Source organism: Pseudomonas sp. G7(2022), assembly GCF_052660475.1.
In genome coordinates this window covers 3,811,455-3,836,746 of the sequence record NZ_CP109659.1, presented here as the reverse complement: position 1 = coordinate 3,836,746, position 25,292 = coordinate 3,811,455, and the positions used below count along the sequence as shown (strand labels likewise).

The 25,292-nt window shown below is 61.3% G+C and carries 33 protein-coding genes; 18 read left to right on the top strand and 15 right to left on the bottom strand.

Annotated features, from left to right (window positions below; translation table 11 throughout):
- Positions 1–19: 19 nt before the first annotated feature.
- A complete protein-coding gene (locus NE357_RS17365; RefSeq protein ID WP_169430907.1) occupies positions 20–409 on the top strand; it encodes a c-type cytochrome in 390 nt (129 codons plus the stop codon).
- Between the two features lie 252 nt (positions 410–661).
- Complete coding sequence (locus NE357_RS17360; RefSeq protein ID WP_169430906.1) at positions 662–997, top strand: hypothetical protein; 336 nt, start codon at positions 662–664, stop codon at positions 995–997.
- A gap of 72 nt (positions 998–1,069) precedes the next feature.
- Here the strand turns inward: NE357_RS17360 and NE357_RS17355 are convergent, their stop codons facing one another.
- Both NE357_RS17355 and NE357_RS17350 read right to left on the bottom strand, forming a co-directional pair.
- Entirely contained in the window at positions 1,070–1,510 is a 441-nt protein-coding gene (locus NE357_RS17355; protein ID WP_169430905.1) for a phage infection protein, read from the bottom strand.
- A 124-nt stretch (positions 1,511–1,634) separates the two neighbouring features.
- Positions 1,635–2,204, bottom strand: coding sequence for a chorismate mutase (locus tag NE357_RS17350; protein ID WP_169430904.1), 570 nt, complete (start codon positions 2,202–2,204; stop codon positions 1,635–1,637).
- A gap of 159 nt (positions 2,205–2,363) precedes the next feature.
- On the opposite strand from NE357_RS17350, the gene NE357_RS17345 reads away from it, so the two are divergent.
- The 3 genes from NE357_RS17345 to NE357_RS17335 all read left to right on the top strand — a co-directional run bounded on the left by NE357_RS17345 (position 2,364) and on the right by NE357_RS17335 (position 5,296).
- On the top strand, positions 2,364–3,137 hold the full coding sequence (locus NE357_RS17345) for a hypothetical protein (RefSeq protein ID WP_169430903.1): 774 nt from the start codon (positions 2,364–2,366) through the stop codon (positions 3,135–3,137).
- A gap of 162 nt (positions 3,138–3,299) precedes the next feature.
- A complete protein-coding gene (locus NE357_RS17340; RefSeq protein WP_169432668.1) occupies positions 3,300–4,655 on the top strand; it encodes an MATE family efflux transporter in 1,356 nt (451 codons plus the stop codon).
- Between the two features lie 83 nt (positions 4,656–4,738).
- Positions 4,739–5,296 carry a YceI family protein gene (locus tag NE357_RS17335; protein WP_169430902.1) on the top strand — a complete coding sequence of 186 codons (558 nt, stop codon included), beginning with the start codon at positions 4,739–4,741 and terminating at the stop codon, positions 5,294–5,296.
- 6 nt (positions 5,297–5,302) lie between these two features.
- Here the strand turns inward: NE357_RS17335 and NE357_RS17330 are convergent, their stop codons facing one another.
- A complete protein-coding gene (locus NE357_RS17330; RefSeq protein ID WP_169430901.1) occupies positions 5,303–5,515 on the bottom strand; it encodes a YXWGXW repeat-containing protein in 213 nt (70 codons plus the stop codon).
- A 42-nt stretch (positions 5,516–5,557) separates the two neighbouring features.
- Positions 5,558–5,884 (bottom strand): YXWGXW repeat-containing protein, encoded by a 327-nt coding sequence (locus NE357_RS17325; protein WP_169430900.1) that lies wholly within the window; start codon positions 5,882–5,884, stop codon positions 5,558–5,560.
- A 183-nt stretch (positions 5,885–6,067) separates the two neighbouring features.
- Here NE357_RS17325 and NE357_RS17320 point away from each other — a divergent pair, with 183 nt between their 5' ends.
- Complete coding sequence (locus NE357_RS17320) at positions 6,068–6,754, top strand: GNAT family N-acetyltransferase (protein WP_169430899.1); 687 nt, start codon at positions 6,068–6,070, stop codon at positions 6,752–6,754.
- A gap of 65 nt (positions 6,755–6,819) precedes the next feature.
- Here NE357_RS17320 and NE357_RS17315 read toward each other — a convergent pair whose 3' ends face one another.
- The gene (locus NE357_RS17315) at positions 6,820–7,260 is read right to left on the bottom strand and encodes a hotdog fold domain-containing protein (RefSeq protein ID WP_169430898.1); all 441 of its coding nucleotides are present in this window, start codon (positions 7,258–7,260) and stop codon (positions 6,820–6,822) included.
- 164 nt (positions 7,261–7,424) lie between these two features.
- Between NE357_RS17315 and NE357_RS17310 the strand changes: the two genes are divergently transcribed.
- Complete coding sequence (locus NE357_RS17310) at positions 7,425–8,051, top strand: TetR/AcrR family transcriptional regulator (protein WP_169430897.1); 627 nt, start codon at positions 7,425–7,427, stop codon at positions 8,049–8,051.
- Positions 8,052–8,243: 192 nt separating this feature from the next.
- Here the strand turns inward: NE357_RS17310 and NE357_RS17305 are convergent, their stop codons facing one another.
- Positions 8,244–8,876 carry a TetR/AcrR family transcriptional regulator gene (locus NE357_RS17305; protein WP_169430896.1) on the bottom strand — a complete coding sequence of 211 codons (633 nt, stop codon included), beginning with the start codon at positions 8,874–8,876 and terminating at the stop codon, positions 8,244–8,246.
- 115 nt (positions 8,877–8,991) lie between these two features.
- Between NE357_RS17305 and NE357_RS17300 the strand changes: the two genes are divergently transcribed.
- Complete coding sequence (locus NE357_RS17300) at positions 8,992–9,576, top strand: NAD(P)H-dependent oxidoreductase (RefSeq protein ID WP_169430895.1); 585 nt, start codon at positions 8,992–8,994, stop codon at positions 9,574–9,576.
- Between the two features lie 18 nt (positions 9,577–9,594).
- Here the strand turns inward: NE357_RS17300 and NE357_RS17295 are convergent, their stop codons facing one another.
- Together NE357_RS17295 and NE357_RS17290 are read right to left on the bottom strand one after the other, a co-directional pair.
- The gene (locus tag NE357_RS17295) at positions 9,595–10,713 is read right to left on the bottom strand and encodes a DmpA family aminopeptidase (RefSeq protein WP_169430894.1); all 1,119 of its coding nucleotides are present in this window, start codon (positions 10,711–10,713) and stop codon (positions 9,595–9,597) included.
- Positions 10,714–10,740: 27 nt separating this feature from the next.
- Positions 10,741–11,844 (bottom strand): polyamine ABC transporter substrate-binding protein, encoded by a 1,104-nt coding sequence (locus NE357_RS17290; RefSeq protein WP_169430893.1) that lies wholly within the window; start codon positions 11,842–11,844, stop codon positions 10,741–10,743.
- Between the two features lie 112 nt (positions 11,845–11,956).
- Between NE357_RS17290 and NE357_RS17285 the strand changes: the two genes are divergently transcribed.
- A complete protein-coding gene (locus NE357_RS17285; RefSeq protein ID WP_169430892.1) occupies positions 11,957–12,730 on the top strand; it encodes a helix-turn-helix transcriptional regulator in 774 nt (257 codons plus the stop codon).
- Positions 12,731–12,735: 5 nt separating this feature from the next.
- On the opposite strand, the gene NE357_RS17280 is transcribed toward NE357_RS17285, so the two are convergent.
- The gene (locus tag NE357_RS17280) at positions 12,736–13,677 is read right to left on the bottom strand and encodes a class I SAM-dependent methyltransferase (protein ID WP_169430891.1); all 942 of its coding nucleotides are present in this window, start codon (positions 13,675–13,677) and stop codon (positions 12,736–12,738) included.
- 187 nt (positions 13,678–13,864) lie between these two features.
- On the opposite strand from NE357_RS17280, the gene NE357_RS17275 reads away from it, so the two are divergent.
- Entirely contained in the window at positions 13,865–14,278 is a 414-nt protein-coding gene (locus NE357_RS17275) for a response regulator (RefSeq protein WP_169430890.1), read from the top strand.
- Between the two features lie 63 nt (positions 14,279–14,341).
- Positions 14,342–15,010 carry an HAD family hydrolase gene (locus NE357_RS17270; RefSeq protein WP_169430889.1) on the top strand — a complete coding sequence of 223 codons (669 nt, stop codon included), beginning with the start codon at positions 14,342–14,344 and terminating at the stop codon, positions 15,008–15,010.
- On the opposite strand, the gene NE357_RS17265 is transcribed toward NE357_RS17270, so the two are convergent.
- Positions 15,004–15,663: a methyltransferase family protein gene (locus NE357_RS17265; protein ID WP_169430888.1), complete on the bottom strand. Its 660-nt coding sequence runs from the start codon at positions 15,661–15,663 to the stop codon at positions 15,004–15,006. The two genes, NE357_RS17270 and NE357_RS17265, sit on opposite strands and share 7 nt — an antisense overlap.
- 162 nt (positions 15,664–15,825) lie before the next feature.
- On the opposite strand from NE357_RS17265, the gene NE357_RS17260 reads away from it, so the two are divergent.
- The gene (locus tag NE357_RS17260) at positions 15,826–16,743 is read left to right on the top strand and encodes a pyridoxal-phosphate dependent enzyme (protein WP_169430887.1); all 918 of its coding nucleotides are present in this window, start codon (positions 15,826–15,828) and stop codon (positions 16,741–16,743) included.
- A gap of 215 nt (positions 16,744–16,958) precedes the next feature.
- Here NE357_RS17260 and NE357_RS17255 read toward each other — a convergent pair whose 3' ends face one another.
- Both NE357_RS17255 and NE357_RS17250 read right to left on the bottom strand, forming a co-directional pair.
- The gene (locus NE357_RS17255; RefSeq protein ID WP_169430886.1) at positions 16,959–17,330 is read right to left on the bottom strand and encodes an endonuclease domain-containing protein; all 372 of its coding nucleotides are present in this window, start codon (positions 17,328–17,330) and stop codon (positions 16,959–16,961) included.
- A 176-nt stretch (positions 17,331–17,506) separates the two neighbouring features.
- A complete protein-coding gene (locus NE357_RS17250) occupies positions 17,507–18,406 on the bottom strand; it encodes a LysR substrate-binding domain-containing protein (RefSeq protein WP_169430885.1) in 900 nt (299 codons plus the stop codon).
- A gap of 114 nt (positions 18,407–18,520) precedes the next feature.
- Here NE357_RS17250 and NE357_RS17245 point away from each other — a divergent pair, with 114 nt between their 5' ends.
- The 3 genes from NE357_RS17245 to NE357_RS17235 are packed head-to-tail and all read left to right on the top strand — an operon-like array spanning position 18,521 to position 20,773.
- A complete protein-coding gene (locus tag NE357_RS17245; protein ID WP_169430884.1) occupies positions 18,521–19,543 on the top strand; it encodes an aldo/keto reductase in 1,023 nt (340 codons plus the stop codon).
- The gene (locus NE357_RS17240; RefSeq protein WP_169430883.1) at positions 19,540–20,337 is read left to right on the top strand and encodes an SDR family NAD(P)-dependent oxidoreductase; all 798 of its coding nucleotides are present in this window, start codon (positions 19,540–19,542) and stop codon (positions 20,335–20,337) included. The genes NE357_RS17245 and NE357_RS17240 overlap by 4 nt, the downstream gene beginning before the upstream one ends.
- A gap of 25 nt (positions 20,338–20,362) precedes the next feature.
- A complete protein-coding gene (locus NE357_RS17235; RefSeq protein WP_169430882.1) occupies positions 20,363–20,773 on the top strand; it encodes an SRPBCC family protein in 411 nt (136 codons plus the stop codon).
- Positions 20,774–20,819: 46 nt separating this feature from the next.
- Here NE357_RS17235 and NE357_RS17230 read toward each other — a convergent pair whose 3' ends face one another.
- Positions 20,820–22,214, bottom strand: a complete 1,395-nt coding sequence (locus tag NE357_RS17230) for a sensor histidine kinase (protein WP_169430881.1) — start codon at positions 22,212–22,214, stop codon at positions 20,820–20,822.
- Positions 22,192–22,875, bottom strand: a complete 684-nt coding sequence (locus NE357_RS17225) for a response regulator transcription factor (RefSeq protein WP_169430880.1) — start codon at positions 22,873–22,875, stop codon at positions 22,192–22,194. Before NE357_RS17225 ends, NE357_RS17230 begins: the two co-directional genes overlap by 23 nt.
- 204 nt (positions 22,876–23,079) lie before the next feature.
- Between NE357_RS17225 and NE357_RS17220 the strand changes: the two genes are divergently transcribed.
- Positions 23,080–23,373, top strand: a complete 294-nt coding sequence (locus tag NE357_RS17220; protein WP_169432667.1) for a YdcA family protein — start codon at positions 23,080–23,082, stop codon at positions 23,371–23,373.
- Positions 23,374–23,565: 192 nt separating this feature from the next.
- The gene (locus NE357_RS17215; protein ID WP_169430879.1) at positions 23,566–24,504 is read left to right on the top strand and encodes a hypothetical protein; all 939 of its coding nucleotides are present in this window, start codon (positions 23,566–23,568) and stop codon (positions 24,502–24,504) included.
- Between the two features lie 21 nt (positions 24,505–24,525).
- Here NE357_RS17215 and NE357_RS17210 read toward each other — a convergent pair whose 3' ends face one another.
- Positions 24,526–24,735: a hypothetical protein gene (locus tag NE357_RS17210; RefSeq protein WP_169430878.1), complete on the bottom strand. Its 210-nt coding sequence runs from the start codon at positions 24,733–24,735 to the stop codon at positions 24,526–24,528.
- Here NE357_RS17210 and NE357_RS17205 point away from each other — a divergent pair.
- The gene (locus tag NE357_RS17205; protein WP_085732264.1) at positions 24,728–25,267 is read left to right on the top strand and encodes a hypothetical protein; all 540 of its coding nucleotides are present in this window, start codon (positions 24,728–24,730) and stop codon (positions 25,265–25,267) included. The genes NE357_RS17210 and NE357_RS17205 overlap by 8 nt on opposite strands.
- The last annotated feature ends 25 nt before the right edge of the window (positions 25,268–25,292 follow it).

The following is a 25,292-nucleotide window of genomic DNA, read 5'->3' as shown; positions in this document are numbered from 1 at the left end:
GAAGATCTGGATACTCCCGATGAAAAACACCGCGTTACTGCCCCTCGCTCTGATCCTCAGCGCAGGCCTGCTCAGCACAGCCACCTATGCGGCCGGCGACGCCGAGGCCGGCGGCAAAATCTTCCCGCGCCTGTGCGGCGGCTGCCATCAGGTCGGCGAATCCGCCCGCCCGGGATTCGGCCCACAGCTCAACGGCATCATCGGCCGTCCGGCGGGAACGTCGGCGAACTACGTGTATTCCGATGCGATGAAGAACTCTGGCATCACCTGGAACCGCGAAACGCTGACGGCGTATCTGAAGGACCCGAAAGGTGTGGTGCCAGGGACGCGGATGATCTTCTGGGGGCTGAGTGACGAGGAGAAGATCGACAATCTGTTGGCGTATCTTCAGACGTTTCAATCCGAGTAGGACGTGTAGCTCATTCAGCTGCCAGGCTGCCGAAAGAATGGACAAATGGTTCAGAGCTGCCGGCGGCGATTGCCCGTCTGACGACGCGGTTGTGGACCCAACTGAAAACCAATACTTGAAGTGACTCATGAGGCGCTGTGCCGATGGCGCTTCATGAAAAATGTCGTGGTTGATACTAATGTGCCACTATCTCCGGTAAAGTGTGCGCCGCCCGAGAGATGGATCCCGGGCGTTTACCCATGGAGTCTTGCAGTGAAATACCTCAGCAAAGTCGTCGCCGCCGCACTGTTCGGTGTGGTTCTGGCAGGTTGCACCGGCACCCCGATGAACACCAAACAATACGACAGCAGCCAGTACACCGTGATTGGCCACAGCGAAGCCACCGCTACCGGTCTGCTGCTGTTCGGCGTGATCCCGATCCGCCAGAACAGCCGTTTCGTCCGCGCACAGGATGCCGCGATCAAAGCCCGCGGCGGCGATGCGATGATCAACACCCAGGTTCAGGAAAACTGGTTCTGGGCATGGGTTCTGACCGGCTACACCACCAAAATCTCCGGTGACGTGGTCAAGCTGAAAACCGCTCAGTAAGCGACGGTTGGATGTGAAAAAGCCCGGCTGATCAGGCCGGGCTTTTCTTTGTCTTGGGAAAGAGCGTTCAGGTCATGCGACGCGACGTTCGATCAGGCGATCCGAGCCACCTTCGGCAACGCGGCGTTCTTGCAGACGATCCGAGCCACCTTCAGCTACACGACGTTCCAGCAGACGATCAGCGCCACCTTCAGCTACGCGACGTTCCAGCAGACGATCGGCGCCACCTTCGGCAACGCGGCGTTCTTGCAGACGATCCGAGCCACCTTCAGTTACGCGGCGTTCTTGCAGACGATCCGAGCCACCTTCGGCAACGCGACGTTCTTGCAGACGCTCAGCGCCACCTTCGGCAACGCGACGTTCTAGCAGACGATCAGAACCCCCTTCAGCTACGCGGTGTTCAATCAACCGATCCGAACCGCCTTCGGCGATCAGGGTGTGAGCGGGTTTGGCTGCAAAAGCGTTGACTGCAAGAACCGAGAAAGCGATGCCGAGAAGGATTTGGCGTTTCATGATCGTGTGCTCCGGGGTGTTGTTTGTTGGGTATGGAGCCGATCTTACGCCCGGGATTTTTTATGAGAACTTCATTGGCGTGATGGTGACTATCGATGCCGGCGATGGATGCCCAAGCCCCGGTTCACGGGGCGGTTGCCCGGATACATAGCTCGCCGGTGGCGCGAGTCAGGGCCAGTTCGTGCAGTGCATCTTGAGTCAAACCGCTGCGTGCCTTGGCCAGCCATACCGGGCAGTTCGGGTCGTGACGGTAGGGCGTGAAGTCGGCGTATTGCTGCAACAGGCGGGTTTGCAGTTCATCAAGGCGCGGCCGAATCTGCTTGCCCAGATCCGGACGCGGCGTGTCCGGCGCAGCACCGGCCGCTTGCCACTTCGCGAGCAAACCGTATTGCACCAGTTTGTTGGCTTCCATTTGCGCGGCGATCAATTGCGCGACGTCTTCCGGGTCGAGTTTGCGTTCGGTGGCCAGCGTTCGGGCATTGGCAATGACCTGGGCTTCGCGGGGACTGTCCTGGATCGGCTTGCCACTGTCCCATTTGGTCAGGGCGACGAGGTCGCCGATGTTCAGGCGTTCGTTCAGGGTTGCCACCAATGGCTGCAGAGTCTTGGGAGCTGGAGAGGGCGCGGCTGCGCCGGCGATACCGGCACACAGAGACAAAAGAACGACTGCAGATAAACGCAAGGCGCGAGGCATGGGGCATGATCTCAATGGTTATGAACAAGCCTGCGGTTTATCACGGTTATGCAGAAGAGGGCACCTGCAACTTGCATTCAACTCCCTTCGTTGGCGACCGATACAGGCTTGTCTCTATTAATGGCTCGGTGGTGATCTCCGAGAAAAAAAGGAATTTCGATGCTGCGCAATCTGATGTCACTGATGATTTTCTTTGTGTGTTCAACCGCTGTTGCCGAGACGGAGCCGCCCGGTACTGACTCGTTCAATCAATACCTCACGGCATACTGGGACGGACAAGCGTTGTCGAAAGAGCTTCTGTTGATGGCGACCGAAGACTCGCCGGACAAGGCAAAAGCGAAAGTTGTAGGTGAAAAAATTCTTGAGAACAAAAACAAGGCTGAACGCTACCTGGCTCAGTCCATCACCGAAGGTAATGCCGCCGCTGTATTTTACAAAGCGCGGATGACAGAGTTCGGCGACCCGATGAATCCCGATCTGCAACAAAAACGTGAGAAGGCCTGCGCCCTCTATGGCGACTCCGCCAGAAAAGGTCTGCTGGTCGGCGCCATCGTTTATGCAAAGTGCAGTGACACGGTTCCCAAGACGCCTCGTTACGACGAGAGCCGGATGCTTTTGCGCAATGTGTTGAACGCCGAGGATGCCTACCTGGGCTATTACCCGTTTGCCGTTAGCCATGCGTACTGTTTCGAGCGCACGGTTGAACCACCCAAGACGGATGAAGATCCATTCGCACGGATAAGATTGTTGGGGCAACCGACGTTGCTTGAAGCGCAACAGGCACGTGCCGAAGGCTTCTATTATCTGGCCGCCGATTACTCGTCCCCTGTCAGCGCTCAATCGCAACAGGATCTGCAGCACGCACTTGAAGCCGGGTGCCAGACAGACGGTTTACGGCTGAAAAAAAAGAGTCAAAACCCGAAGCAGCCATAGCTGGCGTGAGGGAAAACAATCAGCGATGAGGATGAATCTGTCGAGCCTTGAGGGGCGCAGATGAAAACTTCTGCAATATCCGAGAAGTTCATTGCTCATCGCTCGGAACTCGCCGAAGCTACCCTCAATCTGTTCCCGGCTGTCGAGATGGATCTCCCTTCAATGCAAACCACCGCCCCAACACCGCTCTGGAAAACCTACCTGCTGTTCCTCGCCCCGATGGTGCTGTCGAATTTCCTGCAGTCGATGTCGGGTACGGTCAACAGCATCTACATCGGCCAGATGCTCGGCACTCAGGCGCTGGCGGCGGTGTCGGGGATGTTTCCGATCATCTTTTTCTTCATCGCGCTGGTCATCGGTCTGGGTGCCGGGGCCGGGGTGTTGATCGGGCAGGCGTGGGGCGCGCGCGAGTCGCACATGGTGAAGGCGATCGCCGGGGCGACGCTGTTGCTGGGGGTGTTGATCGGGCTGGTGGCGGCGGTGTTTGGCAGTGTGTTCGCGCGTCAGGCGCTGCAGGGGTTGGGCACGCCGGCGGATGTGCTGGATGACGCGGTGGCCTATGCTCGCGTGATGATGTGGACGTTGCCGTTTGTGCTGGTGTACGTGCTGTTCACTCAGCTGTTGCGCGGGGTGAGCGACACGCTGTCACCGATGCTGGCGCTGCTGCTGTCGACCATTGTCGGTCTGGCGCTGACCCCGGCGTTCATTCGCGGCTGGATTGGCTTGCCGCAACTGGGGATCCAGAGCGCGGCGGTTGCGGGGCTGGCCGGCACGCTGACATCGATGGCGTGGCTGTCATGGAGTCTGATTCGCAAGGGCCATCCGCTGGCGCCGGACCGGGAGTTCTTCGCGGCGCTGCGCCTGGACGGCGAGATTCTCGGCAAGGTGTTGCGCATCGGCCTGCCGACCGGGGTGCAGATGATTGTGCTGTCGCTGTCGGAGCTCGTCATTCTGGCGCTGGTCAACCAGCACGGCTCCCAGGCGACGGCGGCCTATGGCGCGGTGACGCAGATCGTCAACTACGTGCAGTTTCCGGCGCTGTCGATTGCGATCACCGCGTCGATCCTCGGTGCCCAGGCAATCGGTGCCGGGCGGCTGGAGCGGATGGGGCCGATCCTGCGCACCGGGCTGTGGATCAACGTGTGCCTGACCGGTGGCTTGATCGTGCTCGGTTATCTGTTGTCGCACTGGCTGCTGGGGCTGTTCCTGACCGAAGACTCGACCCGGGCGATGGCCGAGCACTTGCTGCACATCATGCTGTGGAGCCTGTTGATCTTCGGCTTCCAGGCGATCGTCGGCGGCATCATGCGCGCCAGCGGCACGGTTCTGGTGCCGGTGGCCATCGCGATCATTTGCGTGGTCGGCGTGCAATTGCCGGCGGCGTACTGGCTGGACGGGCAGTTTGGTTTGCAGGGTGTGTGGATGGCGTTTCCGGTAGCGTACCTCGGGATGCTGGTCTTGCAGACGCTGTACTACAAACGGGTCTGGCAGCATCAGAAGATCGAGCGGCTGGTTTGAATGAATAACCGCTGTGGGCGCTGGCATTAGCGTCGGATGTTTGCTTAAGTCAGTCGAGGTCCACCGAGGCACCGGAGCATCCCATGTCGATTCGATTGTTGTTGGCTGCCGTGTGTTGCCTGATCGTCATGCCGGCGGCGCAGGCCGTGGAGTACACCCGGGTCAACACCACCGCCAGCCAGATCAATTTCACCTACAACCAGATGGGCTCGCGGATGTACGGCACGTTCGGCAAGTTCGACGCGACGCTGGATTTCGACACTGCAAATCTGAGCAACGCCCGCACCACGTTGCACATCGACCTCACCAGCATCGATGCCGGCAGTGAAGACGCCAACACCGAGCTGGTGAAACCCGCATGGTTCGACACGCAAAAATTCCCGGTGGCGGTGTTTGAATCGACCCGTTTCAGCCGGGTCGATGACAACCACTATCTGGTTGCCGGCCAGCTCACGCTCAAAGGCATCACCCATGAAGTACAGGTGCCGGTGCATGTGAAACCGGACAGCAGCATCGGCATCTTCGACGGTGAACTGGTGCTCAAGCGCGATGCCTTCGGCCTCGGTGCCGGGGAGTGGGCCGATACCGTGGTTTCGAACGACATCGCGATCAAGTTCAAGGTGGTTGCACCGGCCCAGTGAGCGGCCTCAATACGCCCGCCAGTGCCCCGGCACCCAGCGCCATTGGTTGCCGGCCCAGCGGTAATGCCCGGCGACCCAGTGATAACCCGGCGCAGGCATCGCCGGAACGACCTCCACCACCGGCGGTGGGCGATGCGGGCGCACCGGTTCGACGACGCAGCCCGACAGTGTGATTGCCACCAGCGAGGCGGCGAGCAAGGTTTTTATGGTTTTCGACATGACGATTTTCCTGGTGTATGACGTTGGCGGGCTGGCGAGCGATCAACGCACCCAATGACCTTCAATCCAGTACCAGTTCGGCCCGCGCGCCTGCCAGTGGCCCGGTTCCCAGCGTGCGCCGTGGTGACGTACCGGTTGCCAGTGACCGGGCATCCAGACATAACCCCGGCCTTCCCAGCGCCAGTGGCCGCGATCCCATGCATAACCAGGCCGTGGGCCGGGCATCGGTTCCATGCGCATCGGTGGCGGTGCTTCGCGGATGATCATTTCGGGTTGGGCAAACACAGGGGAACTGGCCAGCGTGGCCAGCGTCACTGGCACCAGCAGCAGGGCTTTTCGCCATTTGAACAGGGAACGCAGAACGTTCATGACAACTCCTCAGGGCCTGCGTCGGGAATTGAACGCAGCTGAAGAATTGGACGCCAAATCGGCGAAATATCCGTTCTCGGGCAGATGAAATTTTTGTCAGGCTTGCACAGGGTATGATGTCGCGGTTCGCCGGCCGCTCAACCCGCCCGGCAACTTGTGTTTTACCGCCGGAGTTCACCCGTCATGCCCCGCATCACCCACTACAAATCCCCGTGCCCCGAAGGCGTCAACAGCCAGATCCTGCAAATGGTGGTCGATTACCTGACCGACATCAGCGCCATCGGTCTGGGCCCGAGCAACCTGCTGTACAACGTTTATCAATACGCGGTCGGCTACGAAGTGCATTTGTATCTGGAGGCGCTGAACGGCGAGAAGGGCACCGAAGTGGAACTGCTGGTGGCCACTGATGAGGATGACCCGGAGCAGGTGATCGGCTTCCTGTTGTACTTGCCGGTGCAGGGCGATTGGGAGGCATGCAACGTGGCGTATCTGGCGGTCCGGCAGCCGTACCGACGTCAGGGTGTGGCCCGGGCTTTGATCGCCGACATGGTGACGCGTTACCCCCATGCCGAGTTGACGTGCAGCGTGGGTAAAGTCCCGTATTTCGAGGCGCTGGGCTTTGAAGTGCTGGGCCAGCTGGAGACTCAGGTGCTGATGAGCACCCGGCATTACCGCAGCAACGGCTTGCGCGGCTTTATCGACACCACGCCGATCTACCGCTCGCTGGAAGTGCAGCAGATTCACACCTACCTCCTGCACAAACATGGCAAGCGGGCGATGGTCGATGCCGAAAAACAGCGCGACCGGCACCTGGATCAAGTCACGCGCCATACCGAGGAATTTGTCCGCCAGCGCCTGACCGTGCACTGATCCGGCCAACGGCAAAAAGCCCTTGTTGCGATGACGGCAACAAGGGCTTTTTTGTGCCCGTGATTTCAGGACAGCTTCACGTTCATGGTGATCCGCGCCGTGAACACTTTCTTGCCCTCGGCATCGTGAATGTCGACCGGCACGATCTTGTCGCCTTCGGTCTGCCAGTCCAGTCCTTCGCCATTGGCCACGGCGGTCACGTCGGATTTGGCTTTGGCCAGGTACTCGACCGTCATGCCCTTTGGAATCCAGCGTGCGCCGGCGGGAATCGACACGTCGGTCATCATCCCGGCGGCCAGCTCGGCGGCGTTGCACATGGCGATGGCGTGGACGGTGCCAAGGTGGTTGGTGATCTCGCGGCGAAACGGCACTTGTACAGTCGCCGAGCCTGCCCGCAGCTCGCTGACCAACGGATTGATGCTGCTGAAATACGGCGCGACCTGACAGGCCATCTGGCTGAACGCTTGTGGGCCGGCGCTGGTGAACATGGCGAGAAACTGACTCATGGGAAATCCTCGTGATTGGATGAATTTACAGAATGATATTCCGTTACAGAATATTGTTCTGTAACGGAACGGTATTCTGTCAGCGGGAAATCTGTCAACCTAGGCGCGTTTCGATTACCGGCACGGGTGTGCCTTTCCACAGGATTTACCAGGCCTTCAACCCCATGGACACCGCAGATCTACTCGAGCGCAGCTACCCCGGACGACGGGCCGAACTCAAGCGCGACATCTTTCGCAAAGCCTTGCGCCTGTTCAATGAACAAGGTATCGAGGCCACGACCATCGAAATGATCAGGGCCGAGTGCGACACCAGTGTCGGCGCGATCTACCACCACTTCGGCAACAAGGAAGGGCTGGTGGCCGCGTTGTTTTTCACCGCACTGGAAGATCAGGCGCGTTTGCGCGATGCGTATCTGGCCGACGCGACGACCACCGAAGAGGGCGTGCAGGCCCTGGTTTTCAGTTATGTGGACTGGGTCGAGAACCAGCCTGAATGGGCGCGATTCCAGTACCACGCGCGTTATGCCGTGACCCGGGGGCCGCACAAGGACGAACTCGCCGCTCGCAACAAGACCCGCAATCTGGGGCTGCGCACCTGGCTGGCCGAATCCGGGCGCGCCGCCGAACTCAACGATTGCCCGGCCGAATTGCTGCCATCGCTGATCGTCGGTCAGGCCGACAGCTATTGCCGGGCGTGGTTGTCCGGGCGAGTGCAGGGCAGTCCGAAGGCTTATCGCGAGCTGCTGGCGCAAGCCGCGTGGCGTTCGATCCGTCGCGAACCGGAGCGCTGATTTTCGGAGACAAAAAAAGAGCCTCAAGACTCTTTGATGGGGAGGAAGTAGAGCCCGTGAGGCTCAAGATGCGCATGAACAAGGTGCGGGCTTGATTGGGGTTCAGGACACCCGCACCTACGCAGCGGTTTGGCAAACCAAGCGACTGCGTATCTCCATCCTAGGAAGGTGCACGGACGGTCTCAAGTACCGTCAGTCACTTGCTTTTGCGGCACTGACGGCGGCCCTTTCGACCATCGCTGCGATGCTCGCAGACAGCTCCTCACGGGCCTCGGCCGGGCTGATTTCGCCGGTGGCCGCGGCTTGGGACAACGCCTCGGCGGCGCCGAGCATGGCACGCAATCCCGCCTGGGTAATGTCACCACCGTCAGCGAACGGCGACAGCACACTGCGGCATTTCTCCAGGAAAACCGCCTCGTATTCGCGTTTGATCTTCTCCAGTTCCGGCGTGCTGGCCAGGGCGGCGATCACCCCCGGAATCTCGTTGCCCTGGGTCAGCACGCAATCGACATACGCCGTGGCAATCACCGTCGCGGTGCCACTCAGGGTCGCCTCGGCATCGGCCAGCGCCGCATCCATCAACGCCGTCTGGCGCCTGTCGAAATCCTGATACAGCGCAGCCAGCAAACCGGCGCGGGTGATGAAGTGGTCATACACCACCGGTTTGGTCACGCCGGCCTTTTCCGCCAGATAACCCAGCGTCAGGGCATCGGTGCCTTCTTCGCGAATCAATTGCCAGGCCATGTCGAGCAACTGGCGCTGACGGTCTTCCCGGGACAGGCGTCGGCGCGGTTGAGCGGGTTCGGGGATTTCAGTGGTTGCCATTGCTTATATACCAAACGTAACTTACTGAAGGTAACTTACTAACTGTAGCTTACCAAGTGTAACTTATCGAAAGGATAAGCCCTTGGTCAGCAATCACCAACCGGAGATTTCCCCCATGCATGCATTGATTGTTGTAGACCATGATGATCCCCGCTCGCTGACCCATGGGCTGGCGCATCAGATTGCCAAAGGCCTGTCGGAGAGTGATTCGTCCAACACCTTCGAAATCGCTGACCTGCACGCCGAGGCATTCGATCCGCGTTTCGGTGTGGCCGACTGGGCCGTGCACCACCGCGAGTCCGCACCGCCGGCAGACGTTCTGGCCGAGCAGGTGCGAATCGATCGCGCCGATGCGCTGGTGCTGGTCTATCCGGTTTTCTGGTGGTCGATGCCGGCGCTGCTCAAAGGCTGGATCGACCGGGTGTTCAGCAATGGCTGGGCGTTTGATTTCGACGGCGATTCGACCCTGAAAAAACTCGGACGACTGCGTGTGCAGTTGGTCGCACTCGGCGGGGCGGATGCACGTACTTACGAACGCCACGGCTACGGCGCGGCGATGAAGGCGCAGATCGATCACGGCATCTTCGATTACTGCGGTGCAACGGTGACGGGCTCGGCGTTGTTGCTGGAGTCCGAGTCGGGCGATCCTGCGATCCAGCTGCAGGCAGCGCGCGAACTCGGACAAGGGCTGTTTCGCTGAAGCTCTTTGCGAACGGTTTCAGCGAGTGCCCGGCCAGCCGGCTTTTTCGAGAGTGGCGAGCAGGGTGGCGGCATCCAGCCCCGGCACCGAATGCCCGTTACCTTCGGTGCTGTCGCTGGCCAGCAAGGCGTTGATGATCGCCTCTTCAACGGCCTCGGTCGCCGCCAGAAACAGCTCGCTGATGTGGTCGTTGTTGACCATCCGCAAGCCGTCGCAGGTTGGCGCGCCTTTGCCCTCGTAGGCGGCGGGCGGGATGTGGCCGTTGCCAGTGGCGAAGGCGAGGAAGATGTCACCGCTGTGGTCTTCGTTGCCACCGCCGGTACGCGCCAGACCGAGACTGGCCCGTTGTGCCAGCCGCGTGCATTGATGCGGCAGCAACGGTGCATCGGTGGCCAGGCACACCACGATCGAACCCATGCCCGGGTGCGGCAGCGAAGCGCGCAGGAACGGCGAATCCACCTGTTCCATGTAACGCCCGACCGGGTAGCCATCGACCCGCAGTTCGCTGCGAATCCCATGGTTGGCCTGGACGATGGCGCCCACCGTCCAGCCGCCCTGAGCCTTGCTCAAGCGGCGCGACGCGGTGCCGATCCCACCCTTGAATTCATGGCAGATCATGCCGCTGCCACCGCCCACTGCGCCTTCCTGCACCGGGCCGTCAACGGCATTGCTCATCGCCTCGGCCACGTGCCCGGGCTTCACGTGAAAGCCGTTGATGTCGTTGAGCAATCCATCGAAGGTCTCCAGCACCACGGGCATGTTCCAGTAGAGACGACCGTCGTCCGGTTGCTGCGCTCGATCCAATTCGATCAAGGCGTCGCGTACTACGCCGAGGCTATGGGTGTTGGTGAAGGCGATCGGACTGGTCAGCAGGCCGGCTTCGCGAATCCATTCCAGCCCCGTCGCATCACCGTTGCCGTTGAGTACGTGAACGCCGGCAAAACACGGTTGCGCATTGGTCGATCCGGCGCGAGGTTCGATCAGGGTGACGCCGCTGCAGACATCACGACCGCTGGCGCTGCGGCCGCGCACATTGCTGTGGCCGACCCGCACGCCGGGTACGTCGGTGATGGCGTTGAGCGGGCCGGGCTGCAGTTGGCCGATGCGGATGTGGAGATCGCGGGCTCTTGGTTTCATGGTGTTTTCTTCTCTGTTCAATGTTGATTATTGGCCGTTCTTGACCTTGCTCCAGACCCGCGTGCGTACCCGCTCGGTGGCTTTGGGCAGGGGCTCGAGGGTGAACAGCGTGGTCATCGCCGTGGCCGACGGATACACCGCCGGGTTGTCGCGGGTGGCTTCGCCGACCAGCGCGGTGGCGGCCCGATTGCCGTTGGGGTAAGACAGGTGATCGCTGACCGGCGCAATCACCTCGGGCCGCAGCAGGTAGTCGATGAACGCCAGGCCCTGGGTCGGATGCGGTGCGTCCTTGAGCAGCACCAGCGTGTCGAACCACACCGGCGCGCCTTCCTTCGGCAGGCTGTACTGGATCTTCACGCCGTTGCCGGCCTGCTCGGCGTTGGTCTTGGCTTCGAGCATCGCACCGGACCAGCCGACTGCCACGCAGATGTTGCCGTTGGACAGATCACTGATGAATTTGGAGGAATTGAAGTAGGCGATGTGCGGGCGCAGTTTCAGCAGCAGCGCTTCGGCTTTCTGATAGTCCTCGGCGTTGGTGCTGTTGGGCGGCAGGCCGAGATAGTGCAACGCAACCGGGAGCATTTCCGATGGCGAGTCAAGCATCGCCACGCCGCACTCGCCGAGCTTGGCGAGGTTCTCTTCCTTGAACACCAGATCCCAGGAGTCCACCGGGGCCTTGTCGCCCAGCGCGGCGCGCACCTTGTCGACGTTGTAGCCGATGCCGTTGGTGCCCCACAGATACGGCACGGCGTACTGGTTGCCGGGGTCGTTGTTGGCCAGTTTGCGCAGCAGATCGTTGTCGAGGTTCTTCCAGCCCGGCAGTTGATCGCGGGGCAGCGGAGCGAGGGCGCCGGCCTTGATCAGGGTCGGCAGGCTGAAGTTGCTCGCCACCACCACGTCGTAGCCGCTGCGGCTGGTCATCAGTTTGCCTTCCAGCACTTCGGCGCTGTCGAAGGTGTCGTAGACCGGTTCGATACCGCTGTCACGCTTGAAGTCATGCAGGGTGTTCGGGCCGATGTAGTCGTACCAGTTGTAGACATGCACGCTCGGCGCATCGGCCGCCTGCGCGCTCAGTGCTGCGGACAAAACGCCCATCAGACCCAGGTTGATATACCCACGATGACTATGCATGATGCGGCACTCCTGGCCTGTTGGCAGGCCGGTGATGAACAGGAGTGGTCAGCCTATCGGGCGGGCTGCGCCACACCCATTCCCATCATGGGTTACTCGAAAGGGGTAGTGCGTGGACGCGTTGCTGCAGGAATTGCCGGTGCATCAGAGTCTGTCGCGAGTGTTCGCCACGGTGGGGCAGGACGGTTTCTGGCGGGCGCTGGTCGATACGCTGCGATTGCTGGTGCCGCTGGACAATGCGCTGGTGGCGGTGATGCAGGCGGGGCGGCCGCCGCAGTTGCTGATCGACTTCGACAGTCAGGGCCGTGCCGACGAGCAGGAAGAACTGGCCGGTTACTGTGCTGGCATGTACCTGCTTGATCCCTTCTACCAGGCCGCTGTCTCCGGGATCGCCGACGGTTTGCACAGCCTCGCGTCCGTGGCGCCGGACCAGTTTCTGCACAGCGAGTACTACCTGAGCTACTTCCGTTCTGTGGTCGGCGCGGATGAACTGCAATTTCTGGTCAACACCGATGACGGTGTGCTCGGCTTGTCGATGGGCCGGGCGACGGCGTTCGGTTTGCAGGAGCAGGGGCGTCTGCTCTGCGTGCGGGACTGGGTGCTGTCAGCAATGCGTCGGCATGTGCAGTTGATGCCGCCGCAAGGCGCAGTCGTTGAGGCGCCGGTCGGAGATCTGGCCGCATTGCTGGATCGTTTCGACGCCCGCCTGACCGTGCGCGAAATCGATACGGCGCGCCTGATTCTTCAGGGCTTTTCCAGCAAGGCCATCGCCCAGCGCATGAACATATCGCCGGAGACCGTGAAGGTGCATCGGCGCAATCTCTATCACAAGCTCAATGTCACCGGGCATGGCGAATTGTTTGCGCTGGTGTTGCGGCCGCGCTGAGCAGGTCAGCCGATCTGCTTGAACAGCAGCGCCTTCAGGCCGCTTTCAGGATCGACGTCGGGAAACTCCGGCGGATTTTCCAGCCGCTGCTCGAAACGCAGGCTCGGCGCCTCCTGGGTCACGCCGTCGATCAGGAAATCCGAACCGAACGAAGGATCGTTCATGCACGCCAGCACCGTGCCCTGTGCCGTCAGCAGTTCCGGCAGGCGGCGCAGTACGCGCTGGTAATCCTTGGTCAGCAGAAAACTGCCTTTCTGGAACGACGGCGGGTCGATGATCACCAGATCGTACGGGCCGCTGTTGATCACCTTGCCCCAGGATTTGAACAGGTCGTGGCCGAGGAAACTGACCTTGCTCAGGTCATGCCCGTTCAGGCGGTGATTGTCGCGGCCCCGGCTCAGCGCGGCGCGGGACATGTCGAGGTTGACCACATGGCTGGCGCCGCCCTCGATAGCCGCCACCGAAAAACCGCAGGTGTAGGCGAACAGGTTCAGCACCCGTTTGCCCGCCGCTTGTTCGCGCACCCAGTTGCGCCCGTAGCGCATGTCGAGGAACAGCCCGGCGTTCTGCTTGCGGCCCAGATCCACGCGGTATTTCAGCCCGCCCTCGACGATGGTCATCTCATCGATCTCTTCCCCCAGCAGCCATTCGGCAGTGCTTTGCGGCAGGTATCGGTGCTGAATCAGCAGGGTGTGGGCGCCGGACTGCTGCCATGGCGCCGAGCCGGTGATTTCCAGCAGCAGGCGCTTGAGGTCTTCCAGCTGCGAAGCCTCGGGTTCCTTGAACAGCGACACCAGCACCACGCCTTGCAGCCAGTCCACGGTGACCTGTTCCAGCCCCGGCCAGCAACGCCCGCGCCCGTGGAACAGACGCCGGGTTTCGGCCGGTGCCGAAGTCAGTGCGGTGAGCAGGTGGGCGTGGAGAACGGCGAGGGCTTGAGGGTTCATCAATCGGAATCGGCCAGCAAAAGGGCGGGCATTTTAACCACAAATGCGCCATGGCGATGGTCCGCCGACCGACGTTATCGAAAAGACCTGTATCAAAAATGAATTTATGTACGAGGCGCCGCTCATACCAGATAAGCAGCGGGATCATGCCGCTAAATCGTTCATGCAATTCGGGGAGTGCCAGTTCATGTGTCCAATTCCGACGTCGAGCGCGCACCTTCCTGGCGGGTTGATTCTGGTAGTGGAAGACGATCCGTTGATTCTGGAGTTTCTGTGCGAAATTCTTCAGGAGGAAGGTTTCAAGGTCGAGCCGCAGACCAGTGCCGATGCGGCGTCGCTATACCTGGAAAAGCACGCGCCGGAAGTCGCGCTGCTGCTCACCGACATCACCATGCCCGGCACCCTCAATGGGGCGGACCTGGCCAATCTGGTGGGCGAACGCTGGCCGGAAAAACCGGTGATGGTCATGTCCGGTTATGAAACGCCGGAGACCTCCGGCGTCCGCCATCCGGTGGCGTTCATCAAGAAGCCCTGGGCCATCGGCCAGTTGCTCGATTGTGTGGACGACGCGTTCAAATCCAAGGCACCGCGTTTGCACTGAGGCCAGCGGCAAATGCTACATTGCCGGGCACATTTGCCCGGCTCTGCCTAAGGATGCGATCCCTTGTCCGCTCAAGATGCTGTTTTCAATCGCGCGTTCGGCGCGTTCCTGTTCGACATGGACGGCACCGTCCTCAACTCCATCGCCGCCGCCGAGCGGATCTGGGCTGCCTGGGCCGAGCGTCATGGCGTGGATGTCGAAACGTTCCTGCCGACCATCCATGGCGTGCGCGCCATCGATACCATCACGCGTCTGAACTTGCCGGGCGTGGACGCCGAGGCGCAAGCGGCGTTCATCACCGAAGCGGAAATCGAAGACGTTGAAGGCATTGTCGAGATTCCTGGTGCGGCGGCGTTTCTCAAGTCGTTGCCGGCAAATCAGTGGGCCATGGTGACTTCGGCGCCACGGGATCTGGCGTTGCGGCGGATGGCGGCGGCGGGGATTCCCGAGCCTGCGGTGATGATCACGGCCGAAGACGTGAGCGCCGGCAAACCTGATCCGGCCGGTTACCGCCTGGCTGCCAGGCGTCTGGGGCTGGACCCGGTCGATTGCCTGATATTCGAAGATGCGACCGTCGGTATTCAGGCGGCTGAAGCGGCGGGTGCGCCGTTGATGATCATTACCGCCACTCACCAGCATCCGGTCGAGACGCGGCACGCGACCATCGCCAGTTACTGCGACGTTACGCTGAGCATCGACAGCGACGGCCAGTTGCGTCTGCAACCTCAGTAAACCCCCGGCAACAACCGCCAGCTGCGTGCGCAATAGGCATCGTATTCGGCGCCGAACCGGGCGCGCAGCAGGGCCTCTTCTGAGTGGATACGGGCAATCAGCGGGATCAGGGTCAGCGCTGCCAGCAGGATCCCGACCACCGACCGAAACGCCAACGCCCAGCCTAAAGCATTGACGACCAGCCCCAGATAGCTGGGATTGCGCAGGTGCGTGTAGATGCCATCGGTGACCAGACGATGCCCCGGCTGAATCGCCACCAGGCCGCTGAACCGATGCCCCAGCACAAACACCGGCCACAACCGCAACGCACCGCCGGCAATGAACAGCAACGCTCCCAGCCAGCGGGTGCCTTCGCGACCAATGGTCCAGAAACCGATGCGGTCGCAGTAAGCCGGCAGAAACGCACTGACCAGACCGATCACGCCGAACGCCGGGATCACCCAGCGATTGGCCCGGTCTTCACGTTCACCGGAGCTCAGGTTCACTTCGCTGAACAACGACACCACCACCATCACCAACGTCGCCAGGGTCACGACCACCAAGGCCCCGTGGGAAAAGAACACCGCCACGCCACCGATGCCCCACATCGCCAGACCCAGATAGGCAAGGGTGGCAAGCACCGCGACGACGGTCATTTGCGCTGACATTTTCATAGGCACCTCACGGCTGATCCGTTCAGTGTAGATCCCGGCACGATCCCCGGCGTTCAACGTTGGGGGCGGGGTGAACTACGCTTCAGGCAGGGACGTTCACCTTGCATTCGTCCACGCTCCGGCGCAGCGGTCGTCCGGACGTGACCTCAACAGGAGCCCGCCATGTTGCACATCCGCACGCCGTTGATCCTCCATCCGACCCTGTCGACCACTTCCCGGCGTATCTGGCTGAAACTGGAAAACCTGCAACCCAGCGGCTCCTTCAAGCTGCGGGGCATGGGGTTGTTGTGCAGTCAGGCGGCGGCGCAGGGCAAGCGCAAAGTCGTCTGTCCGTCCGGCGGCAATGCCGGCCTCGCCACGGCGGTGGCGGCGGCCAGCCTGGGTCTGCAAGCCTGCATCGTGGTGCCGCACACCACCCCGGAAGCGACCCGCGCGCGCATCCGTCGCACCGGCGCCGAAGTCATTGTGCATGGCAAGGTCTGGGACGAGGCCAACCAGCGCGCCCGTGAATTGGCCGGTGCGACGGACACCGAATATGTTCCGGCCTTCGACCACCCGGTGTTGTGGCAAGGGCACAGCACGATGATCGATGAAATCCTCGAAGACTGCCCGCAGGTCGACACGGTGGTCACTTCTGTGGGCGGCGGGGGATTGCTGGCAGGGATCCTTACCGGACTGCTGCGCCATGACCGGCGTGACTGCCGGATCATCGCCTGCGAAACCCGCGGCGCCGCCTCGTTTGCCGCCGCCGTCGAGGCCGGCCACCCGGTGCGCCTGAGCAAGATCGACACCGTCGCCACCTCCCTGGGGGCCGCTCAGGTAGCGGATTGGCCGGTGCAGCACATCGGCGAGTTCGATCACGAATGCCTGGTGCTGTCCGATGACGACGCGATCATGGGCGTGGTGCGTTACGCCAGTGATTTGCGGCAACTGGTGGAGCCGGCGTGCGGGGTGTCGCTGGCGGTGGCCTACCTCGATCACCCGGCGTTGGCGGAGGCTCGTGATGTGGTGATTGTGGTGTGTGGCGGGGTGAGTATCAGTGCGCAGTTGGTGGCGGGGTGGGCGCGTTTCGGGATTTGAATGCTCGGATTTCTGCGTCGACCGCTTTCCCTCACCCCAGCCCTCTCCCGGAGGGAGAGGGGGCCGACCGAGGTGTATTGAGGGATACATCGACCTGAAAAACCGAGTCGATTATGGATTCACTGCAGATCTTTCAGGTCGATGTATTACGGCAATATCCCCCAATCAGTTCCCTCTCCCTCTGGGAGAGGGCTAGGGTGAGGGCGCTTTCCGGATCAGGACCGCGATCTCAAATCCTCTGCGATCCTGACAATCTGCTCCAACACATCCCCCATCTGCCGAATCACCTCCAGATTACTGAACCGCACCACCTCAATCCCAAGCCGCTGAAGATAGAGCGTACGCCGCCGATCATGAACCTCTCCCGCTTCCTCATAGTGCTGCCCCCCATCCAGCTCCACCGCCAACCTCAACTCTACGCAATAAAAATCCAGCACAAACGGTGGGATCGGCACCTGCCGCCGAAACTTCAGTCCCGCCACCTGCCGCGCACGCAGCCGTTGCCGGAGCATCTGCTCGCAATCGGTCTGGCTGGCGCGTAAACGGCGGGCGAACCGGCGTTGGTCGAGGGTAGGGCGATTTTGCATGCTTCACGTCCTTGTGAAGTGGGATGGAAAATTCACTGTAGACCGGACAAACCGTCAGTGCCGGATCAACCTGATTATGGATTCACACTAGATTTTTCAGGTCGCTGCATCACGTCAATATCCCCCGATCAGTTCCCTCTCCCTCGGGGAGAGGGTTAGGGTGAGGGGCCAGCAGATTATCTGGCGCCCGAGATGTCCGGCCCCGTCAGCATCGTCCTGAATGTCTCCACCAACGGCCGCAAATTGACCCGGTGCCACGCCGCCCACAACGGCGTGGTAAACGCCAGCCACGGCACTTCCCGCAACACCACACCTGGCGGCGCGTTGTGGCTCAGGCCTTTCTGGATCATGGCAATCCCCAGCCCCGAAGCGACCAGCCCCAGCGCGGTGAACGGCTCGGTCGCCTGCATCCGCACATCCGGGGTGAAGCCAGCGCGCAGGCAGGCGCTCAGGAAGTCGTCGCGCGCCTCCTGGCGCGGTTGCACGCCGATCCACTCCTGAGTGGCCAGATCCTGCGGGGTCAGCGATGCCTGTGCGGCCAGTGGATGCTGCTCCGGCAGCGCCAGCAGCATCGGGTCGTCCAGCACCTGAAAGCCCAGCAAGTCAGGATCGTCGGTCGTCGGCGGTTCGCTGACCAGGGCGATATCGAGGCTACGCTGACGCAGCCCTTCGAGCTGTTCGGCGGAGTTGAGGTTGTACAGCGCGACATGCACATTCGGTCGATCCACCCGCAGCACGCGCAAGGCGTTGGGCAGGACGCCCGCGTGCATGGCGTTCTCGATGTAGCCGATGCACAGGCCACCTTCCTCGCCACGGCCCAGGCGTTTGCCGAGGGATTCGAGGCGATTGGCGTGGGTCAGCAGGGCGCGGGTTTCGGCGAGAAACGTCTGGCCGTCACGGGTCAGGCGGATACGTTGCTGGCTACGTTCGAACAGGGTCAGGCCCAGGCGTTCTTCAAGCTGGGCGATCTGCCGGCTCAGGGGCGACTGGGAAATGTGCAGGCGCTCGGCGGCGCGGCCGACGTGTTCTTCCTCGGCGACGGCGACGAAGTAACGCAATTGGCGGATGTCGATCATGTCAGACCTTAAAGGACTCAAGTGCTGCGGATTATGTCTTGGACGGTCTGAGTGGCGCAATCTAGGATCTGCTCAACGGTCAACCACGACCCAGACACTACGAGGAAATCCCCAATGAGTTTGAATGACAAACTGCCCGGCCAACTGGGCTTCGGCACCGCGCCACTGGGCAACATGTTCCGTGCCATCCCCGAGGAAGAAGCCCAGGCCACCGTGCATGCGGCGTGGGATGCCGGCGTGCGTTATTTCGATACCGCGCCGTTCTACGGCTCGGGCCTGTCGGAAATACGCCTCGGCGAAGCACTGTCCCGCTACAAGCGCGACGACTATGTGCTCAGCACCAAGGTCGGCCGGGTGATTCTCGACGAAGTCGAAGACGCCGCCGCCCGTGATCTGGGCGAAAAGAGCGGGGTGTTCGAACACGGCCGCCCGAACAAGATCGTCAACGACTACAGCGCCGATGCCACCTTGCGCTCGATCGAAGACAGCCTAGAACGCCTGAAAACCGATCGCCTGGACATCGTCTGGGTCCACGACATCGCTCAGGATTTCTACGGTGACCAATGGCTGGAGTATTTCAATCAGGCCCGTACCGGCGCCTTCAAAGTCCTCACCCGCCTGCGTGAAGAAGGCGTGATCAAGGGCTGGGGGCTGGGCGTGAACAAGGTCGAACCCTGCGAATTGACCCTTGATCTGACCGAGGCGCAGCCCGACGGCTTTCTACTGGCCGGCCGCTACACTCTTCTCGACCACGAGCGGGCCCTGCAACGCCTGATGGATTCGGCGCGGGCGCAGAACGTTGAAATCGTCGTCGGCGGCCCTTATAGCTCGGGGATTCTGGCCGGTGGCGCGCACTTCGAATACCAGAAGGCCAGCCCTGAGATCGTTGCCAGGGTCGAGCAGATCAAACGTATCGCGGCGGCCCATGGTGTGGATGTAAAAGCGGCGGCGCTGCAATTCTCCCTGGCCAATCCGGCGGTGGCAGCGGTGATTCCCGGCGCGAGCAAACCCGGGCGGATCGCCGAGGACGTGGCGGCGCTGTCAGCGGTAATTCCTGCCGGTTTCTGGCAGGCCATGCGAGAAGCGAAACTGGTGTCCGAACGTGCACCATTACCTATTGATGAGGTGAAAGCATGAAGATCGATCTGAGCGGAAAACTGGCGATTGTCAGCGGCAGTACGGCGGGCATCGGTTTGGGCATCAGCCAGTCGCTGGCCGAGGCGGGCGCCACGGTGGTGGTGATCGGTCGCGACGCGGCCAAGGTCGAACAGGCGCTGGCAAGCATTCGAGACAAGGTGCCGGGCGCGCAACTGCGCGGTCTGACGGCGGATCTGGGCACGGCCGACGGCGCGCAGAAACTGTTCGCCGCCGAACCGAAAGCCGACATCCTGGTGAACAACCTCGGCATCTACAACGCCGTGGATTTCTTCGACGCGCCGGACGATGAGTGGACGCGCTTCTATGAAATCAACGTGATCTCCGGCGTGCGTCTGTCGCGGCATTACGTACCGGCGATGGTCGAGCAGGGCTGGGGCCGGGTGATCTTCCTGTCCTCGGAATCCGGCGTGGCCACCCCGGCGGACATGATCAACTACGGCGTGACCAAAAGCGCCAACCTGGCGGTATCCCATGGTCTGGCCAAACGGCTGGCCGGCACTGGCGTCACGGTCAATGCAATCCTGCCGGGGCCGACCTTCACCGACGGCGTCGAAGAGATGCTCAAGGATGCCGCCGCCGAGTCCGGCCGCAGCCTGCGGGACGAAGCCGACGCCTTTGTGCGCCGGGCCCGTCCGAGCTCGATCATCCAGCGCGTGGCGGATGTCGAAGAGGTCGCGCACCTGGTCACCTACATCGCATCACCGCTGTCCTCTGCCACCACCGGCGCCGCGTTGCGGGTCGACGGCGGCGTGGTCGACAGCCTGACTATCTGAATTTATCGAGAGAGACTTTTTATTTATGGCAACAGCATCAGCAACGATCGACATCCCGGCTTCGGCCGATCAGGTCTGGCAATTGATTGGCGGCTTCAACACCCTGCCGGACTGGCTGCCGTTCATTCCCAACAGCGAACTGAGCGAAGGCGGGCGTGTGCGCACCCTGCAAACCGCTGACGGCGCGGTGGTGGTCGAGCGCCTGGAGACGTTCGATAACGCGGGCAAAACCTACAGTTATTCGATTCTGCAGGCACCGTTTCCGGCCACCGATTATCTGGCGACGATTCGCGTCGAAGCTCAGGGGCAGGGCGCGAAGGTGACGTGGTCGGGACGCTTCACCGCCCAGGGCGTAAGCGATGAGGAAGTGGTGGCGCTGTTCAGCGGCATCTATCAGGGTGGACTCGAGGCGCTACGCGCGAATTACCCAGCCTGAGTTAGATCGCTGATCGTTCCCATGCAGAGCGTGGGAACGATCGCTTTCACGACTGTGAAATCAGCCTCTGCCGGCAATCCAGCACCAGTTTCGCCCCGCCCAGATCGCTGTGACCCACCTCAAGACTGAACCCGTGCAGGCTGACAATCGCCGCGACGATCGACAGCCCCAGCCCGAAACCGCTTTGCGGTTGCCCACCCTCTGCTCGATAGAAGCGCTGGAACACCGCTTCGCGTTCCGACTCGGGAATACCGGGGCCGGAGTCGTGCACTTCGATCCGTGTATGCCCCGCATCATTCACCCCACGCAAAATTACCGTGCCTCCTGGCGGGGTGAACTTGATCGAGTTGCTCAACAGGTTGGCCAAGGCTTCAAACAACAGCGCCCGGTCACCGTTCAGCTGCGGCAGGGTTTCCGGCATGTTCAGTTTGAAATGCAGTTCGTCTTCCTCGGCCAGCGGCAGATAAAACTCATGCAGTTCCTGCAACAGCCGCACCGGATCGAGCTCGACGAATCCCGAACGCCGCTGGCGATCTTCCAGTTCGGAAATCCTCAGCAAACCCCGAAAGCGCGCCATCAGCGTATCCGCTTCGGCCAGCACCAGATCCAGTTGCGCGGCCTCCGGCGAGCCTTCGCCGGCCTGCTGCTGCATGCGATACAACTGCGCCCGCAGGCGGGTCAGCGGGGTGCGCAGGTCGTGGGCGATGTTGTCGCACACACCTTTGACTTCATTCATCAAGCGCTCGATGCGATCGAGCATGGCGTTGACGATGGCGGCGAGCATGTCCAGTTCGTCACGGCGATTGGACACGGGCAAGCGGTGAGTCAGGTCGCCGGCGACGATCGATTGGGCACTGGCCTGAATCGCGCGGATGCGTCGCAACGGCCGACGACGCAGCAAATGCCAGCCGATGACCCCCGGCACGATCGTCAGCGAAACACCCCAGAGCAGTGCGCGCAGAATGATCCGGGTCACGGCGAACAGCGAGCCGTTGTCGCGCACCAGTACCAGCCAGCGACCGTCGCGGGTCGGGGTGGCGACCGCATCGCAGCTGTCGGCGGGCAGGGTCGGGTCGTCGGATTCGGAGCAGTCGCGCAATTCGTGGATCTTGCCGTCCAGCGGCAGGCCGGCAGGCATCTGCTGCAAGGCCCCGCCGAGGTAGGTGTGGTCGGCGGCGAACAGGCCGTAGGCATCGATGCCGCGAATATCGAACGTCATGCTGGCGGCGAGTGCGTCTTCCAGCTGGTCGCCACGAAAGTGCGAGAACAGATGCTGACGCTGCATCAGCGAATGCTTGGCCAGGTTGTCGAGGTAACCGGAGACCTCGAAATACATGACCCCCATGAGGATCCCGCTCCAGGCCACGAACAACGAACTGTAAAGCGCCAGCAACCGGCTGCTGGAGGAGCGCCAGCCGTCAGACGGGTTCGGCAATGACATAACCCGAGCCTCGCACCGTGCGGATCAGCGGGACGTTGCCCGGCGGGTCGATCTTTTTGCGCAGACGGCCGATGTGCACGTCGATCAGGTTGGTGCCGGGATCGAAGTGATAACCCCAGACCTCCTCGAAAATCATCATCCGCGACAGGATCTGGCCGCTGTTGCGCATCAGAAATTCCAGCAGTTTGTACTCGGTCGGCAGCAGCGTCAGCACCTGCTCGGCGCGGCTCGCTTCGTGGCTGATCAGGTCCAGTTCCAGGTCCGCCACACGCAGGGTGGTGGGCTGGGCGCCACCGTTGTTCTGCCGGCGCAGCAATACTTCGACCCGGGCGGCCATCTCGTCGGTGGCGAAGGGTTTGGTCAGGTAATCGTCACCGCCGGCGCGCAGCCCGCGCACGCGTTCGTCGACATCGGACAGGGCACTGATCATCAGGATCGGCGTGGACACACCCATGGTGCGCAGGGTCGTGACGATGGCGAGGCCATCGAGTTCGGGCAGCATGCGGTCGAGGGTGATCAGGTCGTAATTGCCGCTGACGGCGCGGTCAAGGCCTTCGCGGCCATTGTCGACCCAATCCACGTCAAGGCCGTGGCTGCTCAGTTCGGCGACGATTTCCCGGGCGGTCACGGCGTCGTCTTCAATGGTCAAGATGCGAGTCATGGGAGGCCTGCTGATCGGTTCAAACGGAATGGCACCATTTTGCCAAGATTTTGCAGTAACGCTTTAAATTAACTTTCATGTTTTAACCGCCATTGGCAGCGGCTGCCGAATTATTTTCCGAAACGTTGATATCATCTGGCCATATTTCAACGGAGTGATGACGTGAGCAAGTTGATTCGCGGTGGCTGGAGGCCGGTGGCTGGCATGTTGCTGATGTTGTTGAGTACGTTGACATGGGCGGCCAACACGCCCTGTTCCGGCAAGAAGGGCGGGATCGATCGCTGCGACGGTGATTTGTTTCTGTGCAATGACGGCTCCATCAGCGGCTCGAAAAAGAGTTGCGCCGCGATGTTCGGGATTCGTGAACAGGCGCAGCCGCAGCGGTTCCTGCAAAGCGATGATGGCTGTGATTGCGGCACCGGTTCGTTCTGCACCGGCCCTCGCGGTGGCGTGTATTGCCTGACGCCTGGTGGCAAGAAGAGCTACAAGCGCAAATGACCGGTTTTTGTGCCAATGCATAAAACCCGCTGTTATCGGGTATTTGTTGCAATTTGCATGGTCATGGGAAGTTCAGTCTTTTTAACCTGTTGAAATTGTTGAGTTTATTAAATTCTGGCGACTGGCACGGTCACTGCAATTCATCTGATGACGAGTTGTAACACCTTTTTTCATGCCGGGAGCAGAACAACAATGAATAGATCTTCAGATGGGTTTTATCCTGCCTTTGAAGGCGAGTCGGACAACGTCTCAGGGGTGTCCTGGGGCGCGATCTTCGCTGGGGCCGCGGCGGCTGCGGCGCTGTCGCTGATTCTCGTGCTGCTCGGCTTCGGTCTGGGTTTTTCCGCTGTTTCACCGTGGGCCGGGGAGGGCGTCAGCGCCAAGGGCCTGGGCATTTCAACGATCGTCTGGCTGGCCGCCACGCAAATCATTGCTTCAGGACTCGGTGGCTACATCGCCGGTCGCCTGCGGGTGAAGTGGGCGAACATGCACGGCGACGAGGTGTACTTTCGCGACACTGCCCACGGCTTTCTCGCCTGGTGCGTGGCCACACTGGTCACCGCAACCCTGGTGGTCGGTTCGGTCAGCAGCATTGTCAGCGGTGGCGTGCAGGCCGGTGCGAGTGTTGCCGGTGGAGCGGCCAGCGCCATGACCCAGGCCGCCGGCACTGCCGCAGCCAACACCAACAGCGACCAGTACGGTTACTTCGTCGACAGTCTGTTCCGTGATGACCGTCCTGCCGCCGTCAGTGACGAAGCCGCTCGCGGCACCGTGACCCGGATCTTCGCCCAGAGCCTGGCCAACGGTCAGCTCAGCCCCGAGGATCGCACCTACCTTGCGCAACTGGTCGCTCAGCGAACCAACCTGACTCAGGCCGACGCCGAACGTCGCGTGGACGAAATCTACGCCCGTACGCAAAAAGCCATCGCCGACGCCAAGGTCAAAGCACAGCAAGCGGCTGACACCGCCGCCAAAGTCGCTGCCTGGACTTCGCTGTGGATGTTCATCGCGCTGCTGGCCGGTGCGTTCTTTGCCAGTCTGTCGGCCACCTTCGGCGGTCGCCGCCGGGATGCGGTGGAGTACGTCGAAGTCGAAACCTACACCACGACCACTGTTCCCCCAGTCCGTTAATCAAGGAGCATCATCATGCGCTCACTTCTGCTGTTTTTCCTCGGCGTGCCAATCCCGATCATCATCCTGATCGCCCTGTTCGTGCACTGATCCCTCTGGGGCTTTTGCCTCGGCCGCTTCCACCTTCGGGTTGAAGCGGCTTTTTGCTTTCCAGAGAGCCAGCAGCCAGAATCGACGCCGGAAGCGGATCGGCCGCTTCAATTTCTGTTTAAGGATGAAGACGTTGGACAAGAAGGAAACCAAGCGGCAACTGGATGAAATGCTGGATGCCGGTCGTTCGAAGACCGAAACCTTCAAGGCGTTGTCGGGTGGGGCGGTCAAGGATCGAGTGTTGGCTTACTGGATCGGTTCGCGCATTGACCCGGCACTGCGACGGCAGCATGCGCGCAAGGTCACGATTCTGATTGTGTTATTCGGCATTCAGGCGTTGATCGGTGCCCTGATCGGATTTGCCCTGGGCTGGAACTCCAGTCTCGGGTTGGCTCTGGTGCTTACGCTGATCGGGGGCGCTATCCCTCTGCTGTTTGCGTGGGGTTTTTACAAGTACTCCGCGCAGACCTACACCGTTTTCGTGATCCTCTCGCTCAGCCAGTTTTCACGTCTGTTCAAGGACTACGCCGAAGATCCGGTGGCCACGCTGGTCAGCGCAGGCCTCACCCTGGCCCTGGTGTTTTATGTCGCGTGGCTGAAAACCAAGCTGTTCCCCGACCTCGGTTTCATCGGCTCGAAAAAGATCAAAGGGCAGTTTGTGTTTTCCAACTGATCGGCGGCAGAACCGTACAGTCATT

Coding starts and splice junctions, on each gene's coding strand:
- NE357_RS17235 (WP_169430882.1), top strand. CDS start 20,363: ATGGCAACAGCATCAGCAACGATCGACATCCCGGCTTCGGCCGATCAG.
- NE357_RS17300 (WP_169430895.1), top strand. CDS start 8,992: ATGCATGCATTGATTGTTGTAGACCATGATGATCCCCGCTCGCTGACC.
- NE357_RS17225 (WP_169430880.1), bottom strand. CDS start 22,875: ATGACTCGCATCTTGACCATTGAAGACGACGCCGTGACCGCCCGGGAA.
- NE357_RS17260 (WP_169430887.1), top strand. CDS start 15,826: ATGTTGCACATCCGCACGCCGTTGATCCTCCATCCGACCCTGTCGACC.
- NE357_RS17320 (WP_169430899.1), top strand. CDS start 6,068: ATGCCCCGCATCACCCACTACAAATCCCCGTGCCCCGAAGGCGTCAAC.
- NE357_RS17275 (WP_169430890.1), top strand. CDS start 13,865: ATGTGTCCAATTCCGACGTCGAGCGCGCACCTTCCTGGCGGGTTGATT.
- NE357_RS17240 (WP_169430883.1), top strand. CDS start 19,540: ATGAAGATCGATCTGAGCGGAAAACTGGCGATTGTCAGCGGCAGTACG.
- NE357_RS17330 (WP_169430901.1), bottom strand. CDS start 5,515: ATGTCGAAAACCATAAAAACCTTGCTCGCCGCCTCGCTGGTGGCAATC.
- NE357_RS17315 (WP_169430898.1), bottom strand. CDS start 7,260: ATGAGTCAGTTTCTCGCCATGTTCACCAGCGCCGGCCCACAAGCGTTC.
- NE357_RS17245 (WP_169430884.1), top strand. CDS start 18,521: ATGAGTTTGAATGACAAACTGCCCGGCCAACTGGGCTTCGGCACCGCG.
- NE357_RS17295 (WP_169430894.1), bottom strand. CDS start 10,713: ATGAAACCAAGAGCCCGCGATCTCCACATCCGCATCGGCCAACTGCAG.
- NE357_RS17290 (WP_169430893.1), bottom strand. CDS start 11,844: ATGCATAGTCATCGTGGGTATATCAACCTGGGTCTGATGGGCGTTTTG.
- NE357_RS17250 (WP_169430885.1), bottom strand. CDS start 18,406: ATGATCGACATCCGCCAATTGCGTTACTTCGTCGCCGTCGCCGAGGAA.
- NE357_RS17215 (WP_169430879.1), top strand. CDS start 23,566: ATGAATAGATCTTCAGATGGGTTTTATCCTGCCTTTGAAGGCGAGTCG.
- NE357_RS17355 (WP_169430905.1), bottom strand. CDS start 1,510: ATGAAACGCCAAATCCTTCTCGGCATCGCTTTCTCGGTTCTTGCAGTC.
- NE357_RS17305 (WP_169430896.1), bottom strand. CDS start 8,876: ATGGCAACCACTGAAATCCCCGAACCCGCTCAACCGCGCCGACGCCTG.
- NE357_RS17345 (WP_169430903.1), top strand. CDS start 2,364: ATGCTGCGCAATCTGATGTCACTGATGATTTTCTTTGTGTGTTCAACC.
- NE357_RS17350 (WP_169430904.1), bottom strand. CDS start 2,204: ATGCCTCGCGCCTTGCGTTTATCTGCAGTCGTTCTTTTGTCTCTGTGT.
- NE357_RS17365 (WP_169430907.1), top strand. CDS start 20: ATGAAAAACACCGCGTTACTGCCCCTCGCTCTGATCCTCAGCGCAGGC.
- NE357_RS17325 (WP_169430900.1), bottom strand. CDS start 5,884: ATGAACGTTCTGCGTTCCCTGTTCAAATGGCGAAAAGCCCTGCTGCTG.
- NE357_RS17335 (WP_169430902.1), top strand. CDS start 4,739: ATGTCGATTCGATTGTTGTTGGCTGCCGTGTGTTGCCTGATCGTCATG.
- NE357_RS17310 (WP_169430897.1), top strand. CDS start 7,425: ATGGACACCGCAGATCTACTCGAGCGCAGCTACCCCGGACGACGGGCC.
- NE357_RS17220 (WP_169432667.1), top strand. CDS start 23,080: ATGTTGCTGATGTTGTTGAGTACGTTGACATGGGCGGCCAACACGCCC.
- NE357_RS17340 (WP_169432668.1), top strand. CDS start 3,300: ATGCAAACCACCGCCCCAACACCGCTCTGGAAAACCTACCTGCTGTTC.
- NE357_RS17280 (WP_169430891.1), bottom strand. CDS start 13,677: ATGAACCCTCAAGCCCTCGCCGTTCTCCACGCCCACCTGCTCACCGCA.
- NE357_RS17265 (WP_169430888.1), bottom strand. CDS start 15,663: ATGAAAATGTCAGCGCAAATGACCGTCGTCGCGGTGCTTGCCACCCTT.
- NE357_RS17230 (WP_169430881.1), bottom strand. CDS start 22,214: ATGTCATTGCCGAACCCGTCTGACGGCTGGCGCTCCTCCAGCAGCCGG.
- NE357_RS17255 (WP_169430886.1), bottom strand. CDS start 17,330: ATGCAAAATCGCCCTACCCTCGACCAACGCCGGTTCGCCCGCCGTTTA.